Annotated in this window: 15 protein-coding genes; 10 read left to right on the top strand and 5 right to left on the bottom strand. The window is 70.8% G+C overall.

The features are described from left to right. Positions 1–32: 32 nt before the first annotated feature. From GVN67_RS04035 to GVN67_RS04050, 4 genes are read right to left on the bottom strand one after another with little or no spacing between them, the layout of a single operon-like run. Positions 33–803: an enoyl-CoA hydratase/isomerase family protein gene (locus tag GVN67_RS04035; RefSeq protein WP_159993047.1), complete on the bottom strand. Its 771-nt coding sequence runs from the start codon at positions 801–803 to the stop codon at positions 33–35. Then, positions 800–2,011, bottom strand: coding sequence for a CaiB/BaiF CoA-transferase family protein (locus tag GVN67_RS04040; protein ID WP_159993049.1), 1,212 nt, complete (start codon positions 2,009–2,011; stop codon positions 800–802). The genes GVN67_RS04035 and GVN67_RS04040 overlap by 4 nt, the downstream gene beginning before the upstream one ends. Before the next feature lie 31 nt (positions 2,012–2,042). Further along, positions 2,043–2,537, bottom strand: a complete 495-nt coding sequence (locus GVN67_RS04045; protein ID WP_159993051.1) for a MaoC family dehydratase — start codon at positions 2,535–2,537, stop codon at positions 2,043–2,045. 23 nt (positions 2,538–2,560) lie between these two features. Then, positions 2,561–3,532: a tripartite tricarboxylate transporter substrate binding protein gene (locus GVN67_RS04050; protein WP_159993053.1), complete on the bottom strand. Its 972-nt coding sequence runs from the start codon at positions 3,530–3,532 to the stop codon at positions 2,561–2,563. A 147-nt stretch (positions 3,533–3,679) separates the two neighbouring features. Here GVN67_RS04050 and GVN67_RS04055 point away from each other — a divergent pair, with 147 nt between their 5' ends. Beyond that, positions 3,680–4,636: a LysR substrate-binding domain-containing protein gene (locus tag GVN67_RS04055; protein ID WP_159993055.1), complete on the top strand. Its 957-nt coding sequence runs from the start codon at positions 3,680–3,682 to the stop codon at positions 4,634–4,636. A 25-nt stretch (positions 4,637–4,661) separates the two neighbouring features. Here GVN67_RS04055 and GVN67_RS04060 read toward each other — a convergent pair whose 3' ends face one another. After that, positions 4,662–5,309 carry a TetR/AcrR family transcriptional regulator gene (locus GVN67_RS04060; protein ID WP_159993057.1) on the bottom strand — a complete coding sequence of 216 codons (648 nt, stop codon included), beginning with the start codon at positions 5,307–5,309 and terminating at the stop codon, positions 4,662–4,664. Positions 5,310–5,384: 75 nt separating this feature from the next. On the opposite strand from GVN67_RS04060, the gene bdcA reads away from it, so the two are divergent. From bdcA to GVN67_RS04105, 9 genes are all read left to right on the top strand, one after another. Beyond that, positions 5,385–6,098: an SDR family oxidoreductase gene (gene bdcA / locus GVN67_RS04065; RefSeq protein ID WP_159993059.1), complete on the top strand. Its 714-nt coding sequence runs from the start codon at positions 5,385–5,387 to the stop codon at positions 6,096–6,098. Positions 6,099–6,682: 584 nt separating this feature from the next. Further along, positions 6,683–7,780, top strand: coding sequence for an ABC transporter ATP-binding protein (locus GVN67_RS04070; protein ID WP_159993061.1), 1,098 nt, complete (start codon positions 6,683–6,685; stop codon positions 7,778–7,780). Continuing rightward, entirely contained in the window at positions 7,780–8,646 is an 867-nt protein-coding gene (locus GVN67_RS04075; protein WP_159993063.1) for an ABC transporter permease, read from the top strand. Before GVN67_RS04070 ends, GVN67_RS04075 begins: the two co-directional genes overlap by 1 nt. Then, entirely contained in the window at positions 8,646–9,470 is an 825-nt protein-coding gene (locus tag GVN67_RS04080) for an ABC transporter permease (protein ID WP_235034940.1), read from the top strand. The genes GVN67_RS04075 and GVN67_RS04080 overlap by 1 nt, the downstream gene beginning before the upstream one ends. 2 nt (positions 9,471–9,472) lie before the next feature. Then, a complete protein-coding gene (locus tag GVN67_RS04085) occupies positions 9,473–10,186 on the top strand; it encodes a GntR family transcriptional regulator (RefSeq protein ID WP_200845117.1) in 714 nt (237 codons plus the stop codon). 25 nt (positions 10,187–10,211) lie between these two features. Next, positions 10,212–11,267 (top strand): extracellular solute-binding protein, encoded by a 1,056-nt coding sequence (locus GVN67_RS04090; protein ID WP_159993065.1) that lies wholly within the window; start codon positions 10,212–10,214, stop codon positions 11,265–11,267. A gap of 15 nt (positions 11,268–11,282) precedes the next feature. Continuing rightward, a complete protein-coding gene (locus GVN67_RS04095) occupies positions 11,283–11,627 on the top strand; it encodes a hypothetical protein (RefSeq protein WP_159993067.1) in 345 nt (114 codons plus the stop codon). Further along, positions 11,624–13,873: a N,N-dimethylformamidase beta subunit family domain-containing protein gene (locus tag GVN67_RS04100; RefSeq protein WP_159993069.1), complete on the top strand. Its 2,250-nt coding sequence runs from the start codon at positions 11,624–11,626 to the stop codon at positions 13,871–13,873. Before GVN67_RS04095 ends, GVN67_RS04100 begins: the two co-directional genes overlap by 4 nt. A 68-nt stretch (positions 13,874–13,941) precedes the next feature. Further along, a complete protein-coding gene (locus GVN67_RS04105; protein ID WP_159993071.1) occupies positions 13,942–15,174 on the top strand; it encodes an aminotransferase class III-fold pyridoxal phosphate-dependent enzyme in 1,233 nt (410 codons plus the stop codon). Positions 15,175–15,347: the final 173 nt, after the last annotated feature.

Below are 15,347 nucleotides of genomic sequence, written 5' to 3' on the forward strand. Positions count from 1 at the left end.
GGGATGGCGGCTTTGGCGCCGCGCTTCCCGCCTCACTTCCTGGCCGCGGCCCGCTTCCCGACGAAAGCCCGCAGCCCCTGCTGCGCCTCGTCCGTCGTCGCGACGTTGCAGAAATCCTCCACCGCATTGGCGATGCTGCGGCGGTAGTCCAGGTCGTTGGCGCGCATGAAGGCGGCCCGTCCGAGCCGCATCGCCAGCGGCGGCTTGGCCGCGAAATCGGCGGCCAGGCGGCGAGCCTCGTCGAGCAGCGACGGCTTCGGCACCACGCGGCTCACCAGGCCGAGCCGCGCCGCCTCCTCGGCCGCGAAGCTGCGGCCGCTGAACAGCAGCTCGAAGGCGCGGTGACGCCCGATGATCCGCGGCAGATGGGCGAAATGGATGGCGGGCAGCAGGCCGAGCTCGATCTCCGGATAGCCGAAGGTCGCCGTGTCGGCGGCGAGCAGCACGTCGCAGGAGATGGCCAGCGTCATCCCCCCGCCCCGCGCCGCGCCATTGACCGCGGCGATGGTGGGCTTGCCCATGGCGTGCTGCACCTCGGCCAGGCCGACATAGAGGCGCTCCAGGAAGCGGCGGACCTCCATGCCGGACTTGCCGATCAGGATGTCGAGGTCCAGCCCGGCGGAGAAGCGCTGGTCGAGCGCGCTGCGCAGGATGACGGCCCGCACCGCGTCGTCGGCCGCCGCCCGGCGGAAGGCGGCCAGGATGGCCTCGAGGAACTCGACGCTGAGCGCATTGACCGCGCCGCGTTCCAGGATGATCTCGGCGATGCTGCCGCTGACCTCGTAACGGAGCTCGGTGCTCATGCGGCGCGCTCCGCGGCGGTCGGGACCAGAACGGCTGCTTCGGCAGCCAGCCCGGCAATGGCGTCGTCGGTGAAGCCGAGCTCGCGCAGGATCTCGGCCGTGTGCTGCCCGTGCAGCGGCGGCGGGCGCTCGCCTTCCCGCGCCGCACCGTCGAAGGCGACGGGGAAGCCGATCTGCGGCATGGCGCCCAGCACCGGATGGTCGGTGGTCAGCACCAGCCCGCGGCTGGCCAGCTGCGGATGCGCCAGCGCCTGGTCCAGCGTCTGGATCGCGCTGCAAGGCACCCCGGCGGCCGACAGCGCCTGCAGCCAGTGTCGCAGCGGCCGCTCGCCGATCTTCGCCTGCACCAGGCCGACGATCGCCGCCCGGTTCTCGACGCGGGCGGCATTGGTCAGGAAGCGTGGATCCGCGGCGAGCGGCGCCAGCCCGAGCAGCGCGCAGAGGCGGCGGAACTGCGCGTCGTTCCCGGCGCCGATCATCAGGCTGCCATCGGCCGCATCGAAGGCCTGGTAGGGCGCCAGCGACGGATGCCCGGTGCCCATCGGTTGCGGCACCTGCCCCGTCAGCCAGTAGTTCTGGGCCAGGTAGGTCATCTGCGCCATCGCCGTGTCCAGCAGCGACAGGTCGACATGGCAGCCCTGGCCGGTCCTGCCGCGTTCCAGCAGGGCGGCCAGGATGCCGCTGAGGGCGAAGCTGCCGGTGCCGAGATCGACCGGCGAGAAGCTGGCGCGGGCGACGGCGCCCCCCGCTTGGCCCATGGTGCTGATCATGCCGCTGAAGGCCTGCAGCATGACGTCGTAGCCCGGCTGCTCGCCCAGCGGTCCGGCGCGGCCGAAGCCCGAGATCTCGCAGTAGATCAGCCGCGGATTGAGCCCGCGCAGCGTCGCGCTGTCGACGCCGAGGCGGGCGGCGGCACCGCCGCCGAAGCCCTGGATGACCACATCGGCCTGCCGCGCCAGGGCATGGACGATGGCGCGCCCGGCCGCGCTCTTCAGGTCGAGGGCGATGCTGCGCTTGTTGCGGTTCAGCGCCATGAAGGTGGCCGACTGCCCCTGCTTCATCGGCGCCCAGGCGCGGGTGTCGTCGCCGCCCTGCACCGGCTCGACCTTGATGACCTCGGCGCCCAGGTCGCCGAGATACTGGCCGCAGAGCGGGCCGGCGAAGACCTTGCTGAGGTCGAGGACCTTGATGTCGCGAAGCGGCTTCATGCGCGGGCTCCGGAAGGAAGGGAAGACATGCTCACGCGGCCGCCGGCCGGCGCCGCAGCAGGTAGCGGTGCCGCCCGTCGAGCACCATCACGCCCGCGCCGTTGTGGACGGTGCTGCGCAGCCCGACGACGCCGGTGGTCCGGTTCGGCGCCAGCTCGTCCACCTCCAGCGCGGGGTAGAGCGTGTCGCCGGCGAAGACCGGATGCAGGAAGCGGCTCGACTGCTCCAGGAAGGCCTTCAGCGAATCCTCGACCAGATGCGGGAAGATCCCCGCCCCGGCGGCGGTCTGGATGGCGACCTGGTAGCCATGCGCCAGCATGTCCGGCATGCCCCGCGCCCGGCAGTATTCCCGGTTGTAATGGACCGGGTGGTTGTCGCCGCTGGCCGCCTGGAAGGCGAGGAAGATGGCGTCGGTCATCGTCCGGCTGGGCAGGCAGAAGCGCTCGCCGAGCTGGAAATCCTCGAACCAGCGCTGCCCCGCCACCATGCGATGCGCGCGGGGATCGAAGCCCTTGTCATTTTCCATGCATGTTCCTCCCTGGGCGGGCCTCATTCGCGGCGGATCCCGGCCTCCTGCGCCAGCTTCACCCACCGCTCCTTCTCGCGGGAGAGAAAAGCGTCGAGCTCGCCATCGGGCGTGACGAAGGGCTCCGCGCCGCGCGCCCGCAGCCGCGCCGCGTAATCGGGGGCGCTCGCCGCCGCGGTGACCGCGGCGCGCAGCTTGGCCAGCACCACGGCCGGGGTCTTGCGGGAGGCGAAGGCGGCGAACCAGCCGGAGAACTCGAAGCCCGCCAGCCCCGCCTCCTGCAGCGTCGGAACATCGGGCAGGCCGCTGGTGCGGAAGCCCGAGGTGACGCCCAGCGCCCGCACCGCCCCGGCCTGGATCTGCGGCGTCGAGGTGGTGACGCTGTCGAACAGGAAATCGACATCCCCCGCCAGCACCGCGTTCAGCGCCGGCGCGCTGCCGCCATAGGGCACGTTCACCGCCTCGAAGCCGCCGAGCTGCTGCAGCAGGGTCGCCGTCACATGCGGCGAGCTGCCGAGGCCGAAGGTCGCGTAGGTCAGCGTGCCGGGCGCCTGGCGCCCCTGCGCGATCAGCTGCTGCACCGAGCTGACATCGCGCTTCTTCGGATTGACGATCAGGACATTGGGCAGCGCCGCGACGGTGGCCAACCCGGCGCAGTCGCGCGCGATGTCGACCTGGCCGGTGCCGTAGAGCGTCGGGTTCAGCGTGTACATCGTGCCGGTGGAGAACAGCACGGTATGGCCGTCGCCATCGGCCGCCGCGGCGGCGGCGCCGATATTGCCATTGGCGCCGGGCCGGTTCTCGACCACCGCGGTGCCGCCGATCTCCTGGCCGAGCCGCTCGGCGACCAGGCGGCCGATCAGGTCGGTCGGCCCGCCCGGCGCGAAGGGGACGATGACCCTGACGGGCTTGGTCGGCCAGGCGGGCTGGGCGTGGAGGGCAGGCGCGGCCAGGACGGCGGGGCCGAGCATCAGGGCGAGGCGGCGGGTGAGCATGACGTTTCCCTCTGCGGCGCCGGGCGGCCCTTGCCCCCCGGCGCACGGCCCCGTTCGGGGCTTCTGCAGGCAATCTCCGCCAAGCCTTCCCAGATTACAAAGACCTGGTTTATCTACGATCCAGATCATTCTGTTATAGGTCGCCGCATGGATCTCCGCGCCCTGCGCAGCTTCGTGGCCGTCGTCGAGGAAGGCTCCTTCTCCGCCGCCGCCGTGCGCCTGCGCATCGCCCAGCCCGCCTTGAGCCAGCAGGCGCGCAAGCTGGAGGCGGAGCTCGGCTGCCAGCTGCTGGAGCGGCTGCCGCGCGGCGTGGTGCCGACGCCCGCGGGCGGGAAGCTGCTGGCCCATGCCCGCGACCTGCTGGCGCGCGCCGAGGCCGTGCGCGACGACCTGCGCGGCGAGGCCGCCCTGCCCACCGGCGAGGTGACGCTCGGCCTGCCGCAATCGGTCGCCGCCATGCTGACCCTGCCGCTGCTGGCCCGCGTGCTGGCCGAGCTGCCGCAGGTGAAGCTCCGCATCATCGAGAGCATGACCGGCTATATCCCCGACTGGCTGCGCGAAGGCCGGCTGGACCTGGCGATGGTGTTCCGCGCCGATGTCGGCGGCGGGCTGGTGCTGCGGCAGCTGTTGGAGGAGCAGCTGTTCCTGGCCGGGCCGCGCCAGGCGGCCGATGGCCCGCGGCCCGCTGCCGGCGGGCAGATCGGCACGGTCGCCTTCAGCGCGCTCGCCGGCCTGCCGCTGATCCTGCCCGGGGCGCCGCATGGGCTGCGCCTGCTGATCGACCAGCGCGCGCGGCAGTCCGGCGTCCGGCTGCGCGTGGTGGCCGAGGTCGATGCCCTGGCCCAGCTGACCGCCGCCGCCAGCGCCGGGCTGGGCTGGTCGATCCTGTCCTACACCACCCTGCGCGAGGCGCTGGAGGCGAAGCGCATCAGCGTCTGGCGGATCCAGGATCCGGCGATCACCCGGTCGATCTACCTGTGCCGCCCCGCCGACCGGCCGGCCACGCGCGCCGTCCAGGCGGTCGAGGAGCGAGTGCAGCAGGTGCTGCGGCGGCTGGTGGAGGAGGGCGGCTGGCCCGCCAGGCTGACCCCGCCGGCCGGGTGAGGGCGGCCAGGCGCCGGGTGGCGCCTCAGCGTCCCGCCGGGCCCGCGGCGCCCAGCGCCTGGGCGATGCCCAGGCCGCCCAGCCGCGCGGTGCCCAGCAGCCGGTCGCGGCCATGGCCGGCGCGGGCCATGCCCGACATGCCCACCAGCAGGGCGGTGGTGAAATCGGTCAGCGCCGCGGCCGCCTCCGGATGGGTGGCGGCGATGAAGCGGTGCAGGGTTTCCGTGGCGGCGGCGGTCAGCGCGCGGGCGGCCTCCCGCGCCTCGGGGTCGTTGCAGCGGGCGCCCTCGATGGTCAGGCAGCCCGCGGCGGCGGCACCCGGACCGTCGGGGTCGGCGGCATAGCGCCCGGCGGCATCCTCCAGCACGGCGGCCAGGGCCTCGGCGACGGGGCGCCCGGGCCGCAGGATGGCATCCAGCGGAATGCCCGCGGTGCCGGTGTAGCGGCAGAGGGTGCGGGCATAGAGCGCCGCCTTGCTGCCGAAGGCGGCGTAGAAGCTGGGCGGGTTGATGCCGAGGGCCTCGGTGATCTCGGCGATGCTGACCGCGTCGTAGCCGCGCGCATGGAACAGCCGCTGCGCAGTGGCGACGGCCTGCTCCGGGTCGAAGCTGCGGGGGCGGCCCCTGGGTCGGCCAGTGGGTCGTCCACTGGGTCGGGAGATATTTGTAGTCATTCTTACACTATGCCTTGACCAGGCTGCCTTCTGAATTATGTAGGGCTTCATACATTAATCCTCAAGGAGGTTAGCATGGCTGGTTTTCAGGGTCAGTCCGTCCTCGTCCTCGGCGGCAGCCGCGGCATCGGCGCCGCCATCGTGCGCCGCTTCGCCGGTGACGGCGCGAAGGTCATCTTCACCTATGCCGGGTCGCGCGACGCGGCGGAGAAGCTGGCGGCCGAGACCGGCAGCCAGGCGGTGCTGACCGACAGCGCCGACCGCGACGCGGTGATCGCCCGGGTGCGCGACAGCGGGCCGCTCGACGTGCTGGTGGTCAATGCCGGGGTCGGCGCCTTCGGCGACCCGCTGGAGCAGGACCCGGATGCGGTGGACCGGCTGCTGCGGATCAACGTCAACGCGCCCTACCACGCGGCGGTCGAGGCGGCGCGGCGGATGCCGGAAGGCGGGCGGATCATCGTGATCGGCTCGGTCAATGGCGACCGCATCCCCTTCCCCGGCCTGACCGCCTACGCCATGAGCAAGTCGGCGCTGCAGGGCATGGCGCGCGGGCTGGCGCGGGATTTCGGGCCGCGCGGCATCACCGTCAATGTCGTGCAGCCCGGGCCGATCGACACCGACCTGAACCCGGCCGACGGGCCGATGAAGGACATCCAGCACGCCGTCATGGCGCTGAAGCGCCACGGGCGGCCGGAAGACGTGGCCGGGATGGTGGCCTGGCTGGCCGGGCCCGAGGCGAGCTTCGTGACCGGCGCGATGCACACCATCGATGGCGGCTTCGGCGCCTGATCCGACGGCATCGACGGGCTGGCCCTGCGCCATCCCGACCCGGCTGCTCCTCCGGGAGCCGCATTTCGGCAAGGTGGGTGACGGCGACACCCTTGCTGGAGCAGCCGGTCACCGCGCTGGCACGGTTCTCCTGGCTCGAGGCAACGGGCCTCGCGACCTCGGCGATCATGTCGACGAGGGTCGGCGTCCTCCTGCGGCCCCCCCAACTGGATAGGGACATCGATCGGGAGGCGCCCGGGACCACCGCGACAGCCGCCACAAAGGCGGCCGGCGACATCGGTCGCCGGGCACCCTGCGCCGTCCCGGCCCTTGAGAACGACCCCTGGCGCTGCGGAAGCTTCGAGCGAAACCCTGGGAAAGGCCTGGATGACGCTTTTGCCAACCGGTGCCGCCGCGTCGCGCCCCGGCGAAGCTTCGCCGAAGACCTCCTGATTCTAAATGTTTTTTACAAAGATCGCCTGACGCCAGGAACGGTGTCCGGGACACCGCATGGCGGCGCGGGCCGTCTCGACAGGCCTCGACCCGCTTGCGGCCCCGACGATATATCAAATAGTCTATCGCGAAACGGGGTTGGGCAAGCGGGCATGGCGGAAGCGGCGCGCGACCAGGGTGGCATCCTGCTGGAAGGGCTGGTCAAGCGCTTCGGGCCGGTGGCGGCGATCGACGATGTCTCGCTGGCGGTGCAGCCGGGCGAGTTCCTGGCGCTGCTCGGCCCCTCCGGCTCGGGCAAGACTTCCATTCTCATGACCATCGCGGGCTTCGAGTTCCCGGATGCCGGGCGCGTCGTCATCGGCGGCGAGGACGTCACCTGGACGCCGCCCAACCGCCGCAACCTGGGCATGGTGTTCCAGCGCTACACGCTGTTCCCGCATATGACGGTGCTGGAGAATATCGCCTTCCCGCTGAAGATGCGCGGCGTGTCCCGCGCTGCGCGAGAGGAGCAGGCCCGCGCCGCCTTGCGCACGGTGCGGCTGGAAAAATACGGCGACCGTCGCCCGGCGCAGCTTTCGGGCGGCCAGCAGCAGCGCGTCGCCATCGCCCGCGCCATCGTCTATCGCCCGCGCGTGCTGCTGATGGACGAGCCGCTTTCTGCGCTGGACAAGAACCTGCGCGAGGAGATGCAGATCGAGATCAAGCAGCTGCAGCGCGAGATCGGCATCACCGTGGTCTTCGTCACCCACGACCAGACCGAGGCCCTGACCATGGCCGACCGCGTCGCCGTGCTCGACCATGGCCGGCTGCAGCAGGTCGGTGCCCCCCGCGCCCTCTACGAGGCGCCCGAGACCCCTTTCGTCGCCCGCTTCATCGGCGAGACGAATTTTTTCGGCGGCCGCGCCGATGGCGCCGCCAGCGACGGCCAGCTTTTCCCGGTGCAGCTGGACAATGGCACGCAGACCGGCGCGCAGGCGGTCGGCGCCATCGCCGCCGGCGCGAAGCTGACCCTCGCCCTGCGGCCGGAGCGGCTGCGCCTGGCCCCTGCCGGCGCCCCGGGCCTGGCCGCCGAGGTGCGCGAGGCCATCTATGTCGGCAATGCCACCACCCTGCTGCTGCGCGCGGCCGATGGCGCGACCTTGCGCGCCCGCATCCCCGCCGGCGCCGGCCTCGCGGAGCCGGCGCCAGGAGAAAACGTCACCCTGCAATGGGAAGCCGCCGATGCGCGCGCCTTCCCGGCCGCGGCCTGATGCGGCGCCCGTTTTCTTTTCTGCTGGCCGGCCGCCGCTACAGCCCGGCGGCAAGCCTGCTGCTGGCCACACCCTTCCTGCTGTTGATCATCGTCGTCTTCCTGCTGCCATTGGCGACGCTGCTGCATGAATCGCTGTTCCTGCCGACACCCGGGCTGCAGCATTATGAGCGCGCGCTCGCCGAGCCGGTCTATCTGCGCGTCATGCTGCGGACCCTGCGCATCGCGGCGCAGGTGACGCTGCTGGCCCTGGTGCTGGCCTGGCCGCTGGCCTGGGTGATGTCGCGCAGCAAGGGCCTCGGCTTGGCGCTGCTGGCCGCCGCCGTGCTGCTGCCGCTCTGGACCTCGGTGCTGGTGCGCACCTATGCCTGGATGGTGCTGCTGCAGCGCAACGGCGTCATCAACCAGTGGCTGCAGAAGCTGGGCATCGCCGCCGAGCCGCTGAAGCTGCTCTACACCGAGCCCGCCGTGGTCCTGGCCATGAGCCATGTCCTGCTGCCCTTCATGGTGCTGCCGATCTATTCGGCGCTGAAGGGCATTCCTGAGGATTACACCCGAGCGGCGCAGATGCTGGGCGCCTCGGCCTGGGCCAGCTTCCGCGAGGTGATCTGGCCGCTGGCTTTGCCCGGCGTCACCTCCGGCTGCCTGATGGTCTTCCTGCTGGCGCTGGGCTTCTTCGTCACGCCGGCGCTGATCGGCGGGCCACAGCAGATGATGATCGCGACCCTGGTCTCGCAGCAGGTGCGCGAGATGCTGGACTGGTCCTTCGCCGGCGCGCTGGTCGGCATCCTTCTGGCCTTCGTCCTGCTGCTGACGGTGATCTTCCGCCGCGCGGTCCGCCTCGACCGCTTCGTGGGGCAGGGCTGATGACCCGCGCGCCGCACCAGGCCGGCCGCATGGCGCTGAACGCCGCGGCCTATGCCGTCACGGTCTTCCTGCTGCTGCCGACACTGATCATCATCCCGATGTCCTTCGGCCCGGAACGTTTTCTCCAGTTCCCGCCCAGCGGCTTCTCGATGCGCTGGTACCTGGAATATTTCCGCGATGAGGAGTGGTTGCGCGCCACCTTCTTCAGCCTGGAGGCCGGCCTCATCTCGGCCATCGGCGCCACCCTGGTCGGCACGCTGCTGGCGCTTGCCTTGGTGCGCGGCCGGCTGCCGGCGCGCGGCTTCATCGAGCTGCTGGTGGTCGGCCCCGTCATCGTCCCGCATGTCGCCCTGGCCGTCGCCATGTTCCTGGTCTTCGAGCAGCTGCGGCTGACCGGCACGCTGCTCGGCTTCGCCATGGCGCATACGGTGCTGGCCCTGCCTTTCGTCGTCTTCACGGTGCTCGCGGCCCTCTACCGTTTCGATGCGGAGCTGGAGCGGGCGGCGCTGTCCTGTGGCGCCGGGCCGGTCGCCAGCTTCTTCCACGTCACCCTGCCGCTGATCGCGCCGGGCGTGGTCTCGGCAGCCCTTTTCGCCTTCGTCATCTCCTTCGACGAGGCCGTCGTCTCCTTCTTCATCTCGGGGCTGGATCGCAAGACACTCCCCAGAAAAATGTTCGAGGATATCGACTACAATATCTCCCCCACCCTGGCGGCCGTCGCCACCATGCTGACCCTGCTGACCATCGGCGCCCTGCTGCTCGGCTATGCGCTGAAGCGTGCTATGGAGCGGCGCGCCGCGGCCGCGGCGGAAGAGGGTGAGTGAGCATGGCTGACAGCGCGGAAATTTTTCCCTTCGTGGCGCCGGTGGGGCGCGAGAACCTGGCCGCCAAGGTCTATGCCGAGCTGCAATCGGCGCTGTTCGAAGGCCGCATGCGCCCCGGCCAGCGGCTGAAGATCCGCGACCTGGCCGCCGCCATGCAGGTCTCCGAGACGCCGGTGCGGGAAGCCGTGGTGCAGCTCGCCCGCGAGCGCGCGCTGCGCATGGAGGCCGCGCGCTCCATCACCGTCGCCGGCCTCAGCCTGGAACAATATCTGGAGCTCCGCACCATCCGCCTGGAGCTCGAGGCGCTGGCCGCCGAGGCCGCGGCGCTGCGCATCCAGCCCGGCGCCATCGATCAGCTCGCCGCGGCGCATGACCGGCTGATGGCGGCCGAGGAAGCCGGCGACGCCATCCCCGCCAACCGCGCCAACTGGGATTTCCACCACGGCCTGTACCGCGCCGCCGCCATGCCCGAGCTGCTCGCCATCATCGAGAATATCTGGCTGCGCAACGGGCCGATGCATGCGCTGCTCTATCCGCATGCGCGGCCGAGCTATCCCGGCCGGCACCGCCATCTCGACATCATCGACGGGCTGCGCGCGCGCGACCCCTCCGCCACCCGCATCGCACTCTGCGCCGACCTGACCGAGGGCGGCGCCAACCTGGTCGCCTATCTCGGCCGGCTGGAGCGCGAAGCCGCCTGGACGCCTGCCCCCTAACTCCCCTTCCCGAAGGAGCTGCATCATGGCCTTGCTGCGGAGACACCTTCTTGCGCTGGGCGCCGCGGGCGCCACGCCCCTCGCCCGCCCTGCCCTGGCCCAGCGCGGCTCAGGCGAGGTCATCATCGCCGCGACCGGCGGGCTGATGGAACGCAGCCTGCAGGAGAATTTCTACAAGCGCTTCGAATCCGAGGTCGGCATCCGCGTCCGCTCGGTGCCGATCGAGCTGCCCGACCAATGGGCCCGGGCGCGGGCCGGCCAGCGCAGCGGCAACATCCCCTTCGACGTCGTCACGGCGACGCCGCCCGACCTGATCCAGCATGCCGAGATCCTGGCCCAGGTCGATTGCACCACGCCGGGCCTGGCCGCCCATGCGCTGCCCAATGGCTGCTTCCCGGAAGGCATCATCCGCACCGCCGGCGGCATGGCCCTGACCTGGAGCAAGAAGGCCTTCCCCAATGGCGGCCCGCAGAGCTGGGCCGATTTCTTCGACGTGCAGAAATTCCCGGGCTCCCGCTCGCTGCCCGACACCGGCGACCGCGAATGGTGGGTGCCGCTGGCCGCCCTGATGGCCGACGGCGTGGAGCGAGAAAAACTGTTCCCGATGGATGTGGAGCGCGCCTATCGCAAGCTCGACACCATCAAGCCGCATGTCGCCGCCTGGTGGAAGAGCGGCGACAACTCGATGCAGATCATGCGCGGCGGCGATGCCGTCATGACCATGGTCTATTCCAGCCGCGCCGTGCCGCTGGCCAAGTCCGGCGAGTTCGACTTCACCTGGAACCAGGCGATCCGCGACGTCGGCAACTGGGCGGTGCTGAAGGGCGGGCCGAACACGGCGAACGCCATGCGCTTCCTCGACTTCTTCGTGCAGAACCCGCAGGAGCACCTGTCCTTCAGTGAGAAGGTCAGCTTCGACTCCAACAACCGCGAGGCGCCCACCATGGTGCCCGAGGCCGAGCGCCGCTTCCGCGCCTCCTGGCCGGCGAACTGGGAAAAGCTGATCATCGCCGACTATGCCTGGATCGCCGCCAACCGCAACGCGCTGCGCGAACGCTGGGTGACCTGGCTGACGAAGTAAGGGAAGGCGCGGCCGATGCTGGTCAACGATCCCGAGGCCGCGCATTGGCCGGTCGACCCCGCGCGGCTGGAGCTGGTGGAAGAATTCCGCCGCGCCCCGCGCGGGCCGCACAGCGATGCGTTGCAGAAGCTGCTGCACCGCATGCGCTGGTCCGGCGTCGGCAAGCGTCATGTGCTTGTCGTGCTGGAGCCCAACCGCCGCTGGATGCTGGCGCGCCTGCCGGGGAAACGCGGCCTGCCCGTCGAGACCTTCCCCAACCGCGTCTTCACCAGCCTCGCCGAGGCCGAATGGGCCGTCTTCGTCCTGCGCTGGGAAGCGCTGACCGGCGTGCCGCTGCAGGATGAGAAGCCGAGCCCATGACCGACACCACCGCCGTCCTCGGCTATGCCTGGCCGCTCGTCGTCTCGCCCGGGGAGGCGGTGCGTTTCCATCTGTCCAGCGCCACGCTGGACTCTGCCGAGGCGACGCTGCTGCGCGTGCGCTGCGCCGACCCCGACCCCGACGGGCCGGGGCTGCGCTTCGACACGCCGGGCACGCCGCTCGACGGCCGCGTGCCGCTGCGCCACCAGCCGCTGCGCCCGGGCTCCTGCGGCCTCGTCGCCGACGCGCCGGCGCTGTGGCGGGGCGGCTCCTTCTCGGTGGGCCTGTTCCTGTGGCCGACCGCGCCGCAGGCCGGGCCGCAGGGCATCGTCGCGCGCTGGCGCGACGACACCGGGCAGGGCTGGCGGCTCGGGCTGGATGCCGAGGGCTGCCTGGAATTCATCCTCGGCGACGGCGCCTCCCCTTGGCGCGTCACCGCGCCGCGGCCGCTGCTGGAACGCGAATGGGTTTTCATCGGCGCCGCCTATGACGCCGATAAGGGCGAGCTGCGCGTCTTCCAGGAAAGCCTGGATCCGCAATCCGGCCGCAACACCACGGCCGGCGCCGTGGCGCCCGGGCCGCGCGCCTTCGTGCCGCCGGCCGATGTGGCGCTGGTCTTCGCGGCGCTGGCGCTGGAGACCGGCGCCGCGCCGCTGACCACCGCGCATTACGACGGCAAGATCGACCGGCCGCGGCTCTGCGCCGGCGCCCTGCCGCTCAGCCGGCTGCGCGCCCTGGCTGAATCGCTCGCGCCCAGCGTCGGCGACCCCGATCTGATCGGCGCCTGGGATTTCTCCCGCGGCATCTCGACCGAGCTGATCCACGATCTGTCCGCCAACCGCCTCGACGGCTGGCTGCGCCAGAACCCCGCCCGCGCCATGACCGGCGCCAACTGGGACGGCAGCACCCAGCAATGGACCGAGACGCCGCATCTCTACGGCGCCATCCATTTCCACAGCGACGACCTGCATGACGCCGGCTGGGATGTCGACCTGGAATTCCGCATTCCCGCCGATTGGCGCAGCGGTTTCTACGCGCTGCGGCTGCGCGCGCGCCCGGACAGCGACGATCCGGTCGAGAGTTTCGTGGCCTTCTTCATCCGCGCGCCGATGGGCCAGGCGCGGTCGAAGCTGGCCTTCGTCGCCAGCACCGCGACCTTCCTGGCCTATGCCAACAGCGCGCTGCGGCTCGACCAGGTGCATGCCGAATCCATGCTGGAAGGGCTGATCGCGCTGTCCCGCGACGATGTCTATCTGCAGGAGCATCGCGAGCTCGGCCTCTCGACCTACGACACCCACAGCGACGGCAGCGGCTGGTGCTACTCCTCCGCCAAGCGCCCAGTGCTGAACATGCGGCCGCGCGGCGCCAGCTTCAACTACGGCAACGACACCCATATCATCGACTGGCTCGAGCAGATCGGCCAGGACCACGACATCATCACCGACGACGACATCGACCGCCACGGCGCGCAGCTGCTCGGCGCCTATCGCTGCGTCGTCACCGGCTCGCATCCCGAGTATTTTTCCCGCGCCATGCTCGACGCCTTCGACGCCTATCAGCGCAATGGCGGGCGGCATGTCTATCTGGGCGGCAACGGCTTCTACTGGCGCATCGCCTGGCACCCGACGATGCCGCATGCCATGGAGATCCGCCGCGGCATGCTCGGCCTGCGCACCTGGGAAGGCGAGGCCGGCGAAAATTCCCTGTCCTATTCCGGCGAACCGTCGGGGCTTTGGCGCGCCAATGGCCGCCCGCCGCAACGCCTGGTCGGCGTCGGCTTCGACGCGCAGGTCTTCACCCGATCCTACCCCTATCGCTGGCTCGAAGGGGCACGCGACAAAAGACTGGGCTGGATGGTCGAGGGCCTCGATCTTGACGCCCCGCTCGGCGATTTCGGCCTGCGCGGCGGCGGCGCGGCGGGGCTCGAGGTCGATCGCGTCGACGCCACCCTGGGCTCCGCCCCCGACATGGTCTGGGTCGCCACCGCCGACCGCCTCGACTATGGCGGCGTGCCGACATTGGAAGAACTACGCACCCTGCATCGCGGCGCCATGGGCGACCAGAATGCCCGCGTCCGCGCCGATATCGCCTTCACGCCGACGGCGCGTGGCGGCGCCGTCTTCTCCACCGGCTCCATCGCCTGGGCCTGCGCCCTGTCGCACAACGACTACGACAATTCGGTCGCGCGGCTGACCGGCAATGTGATCCGCCGCTTCCTCGACGAGCGACCCTTCGATGGTTTCTGATGGTGGCGCGCCACCACGAAATATGATATATCAAGCGATATCACGGCCTGAAACAACAGGATAGCGCCATGTCCGAGCTTCTCCCCGGCAGCGATGCCGCGCTGCGCGCCCGCGCCCGGCAGGTGATCCCCGGCGGGCTCTGGGGCCATCTGAACGCCGCCAAGCTGCCCGACGGCTATCCACAATTCTTCGCCGAGGCCGATGGCTGCCGCCTGCGCGACGTCGACGGGCGCGAGACCATCGACTTCATGTGCTCCTGGGGCCCGATCGTGCTCGGCCACAAGCATGCCGCGGTCGAAGCCGCCGCCCGCGCCCAGGCCGAGCGCGGCGACACCATGAACGGCCCCGCCCCCGTCCTGGTCGAGCTCGCCGAGCTCATGGTGCAGATGATCCCGCATGCCGACTGGATCCTGCTCGGCAAGAACGGCACCGACGCCACCACCGCCTGCGTCACGATCGCCCGCGCCGCGACCGGGCGCCGCAAGATCCTCGTCGCCCGCGGCAGCTATCACGGCGCGGTGCCCTGGTGCTCGCCTTCCGTCGCCGGCGTCACCGCGGAAGATCGCGCCCACCTGATCCAGTTCGACTACAACGACACCGACAGCCTCGACCGTGCCGTGGCGCAGGCCGGCGCCGACCTGGCCGGCATCCTGGTCACCGCCTTCCGCCACGACTTCGCCCGCGACCAGGAAATGGCCAGCGCCGACTTCGCCCGCCACGCCAGGCAAGTCTGCGACACCACCGGCGCCGCGTTGATCCTCGACGATGTGCGCGCCGGCTTCCGCATCGATCTCGGCGGGTCCTGGGAGCCGCTCGGCGTGCGCCCCGACCTTTCCGCCTACAGCAAGGCCATCGCCAACGGCCACCCGCTGGCCGCCATGGCCGGCGGCGAGCGTTTCCGCGAGGCCGCGACGCAGGTCTACACCACCGGCTCCTTCTGGTGCGGCGCCGTGCCCATGGCCGCGGCGTTGGCGACCTTGCAGGAGCTGAAGCGCATCGACGGCCCCGAGCGCATGCGCGCCATGGGCCAGCGCCTGCGCGACGGCCTGGCGCTGCTCGCCCGCCGCCACAACCTGGCTGTCAACCAGACCGGCCCGGCGCAGATGCCGCTGATGACCTTCGTCGGTGACGTGGACTGGAAGATGGGCGACACCTTCTGCAGCGAAGCCCTCCGCCACGGCGCCTACTTCCACCCACGCCACAACATGTTCCTGTCGTGCGCCCACGGTGAAGCCGATATCGACGCTGCCTTGGTCGCCGCTGAAGCAGGGTTTGCGGCGGTGAAGAGAAGCATTGGGTAGAGAAGAGTTCGGGTAGGCCAGGGGAATGAATTCCCCTGGACCCCTTGTAACTTGGCGCCATCGCGCTCGGTCGTTGCTAGAGTGTCCGGAGCGGTGGCGGAGCGTAGCCCGGAACCCCTTGGGGCGATCGAGCCCGTAAAGAAGCGAGGGTCACGCTCCGTCGTTCCATCGAA

It is taken from the genome of Roseomonas sp. 18066, from assembly GCF_902706185.1.
In the GTDB taxonomy this organism is placed as follows: domain Bacteria; phylum Pseudomonadota; class Alphaproteobacteria; order Acetobacterales; family Acetobacteraceae; genus Pseudoroseomonas.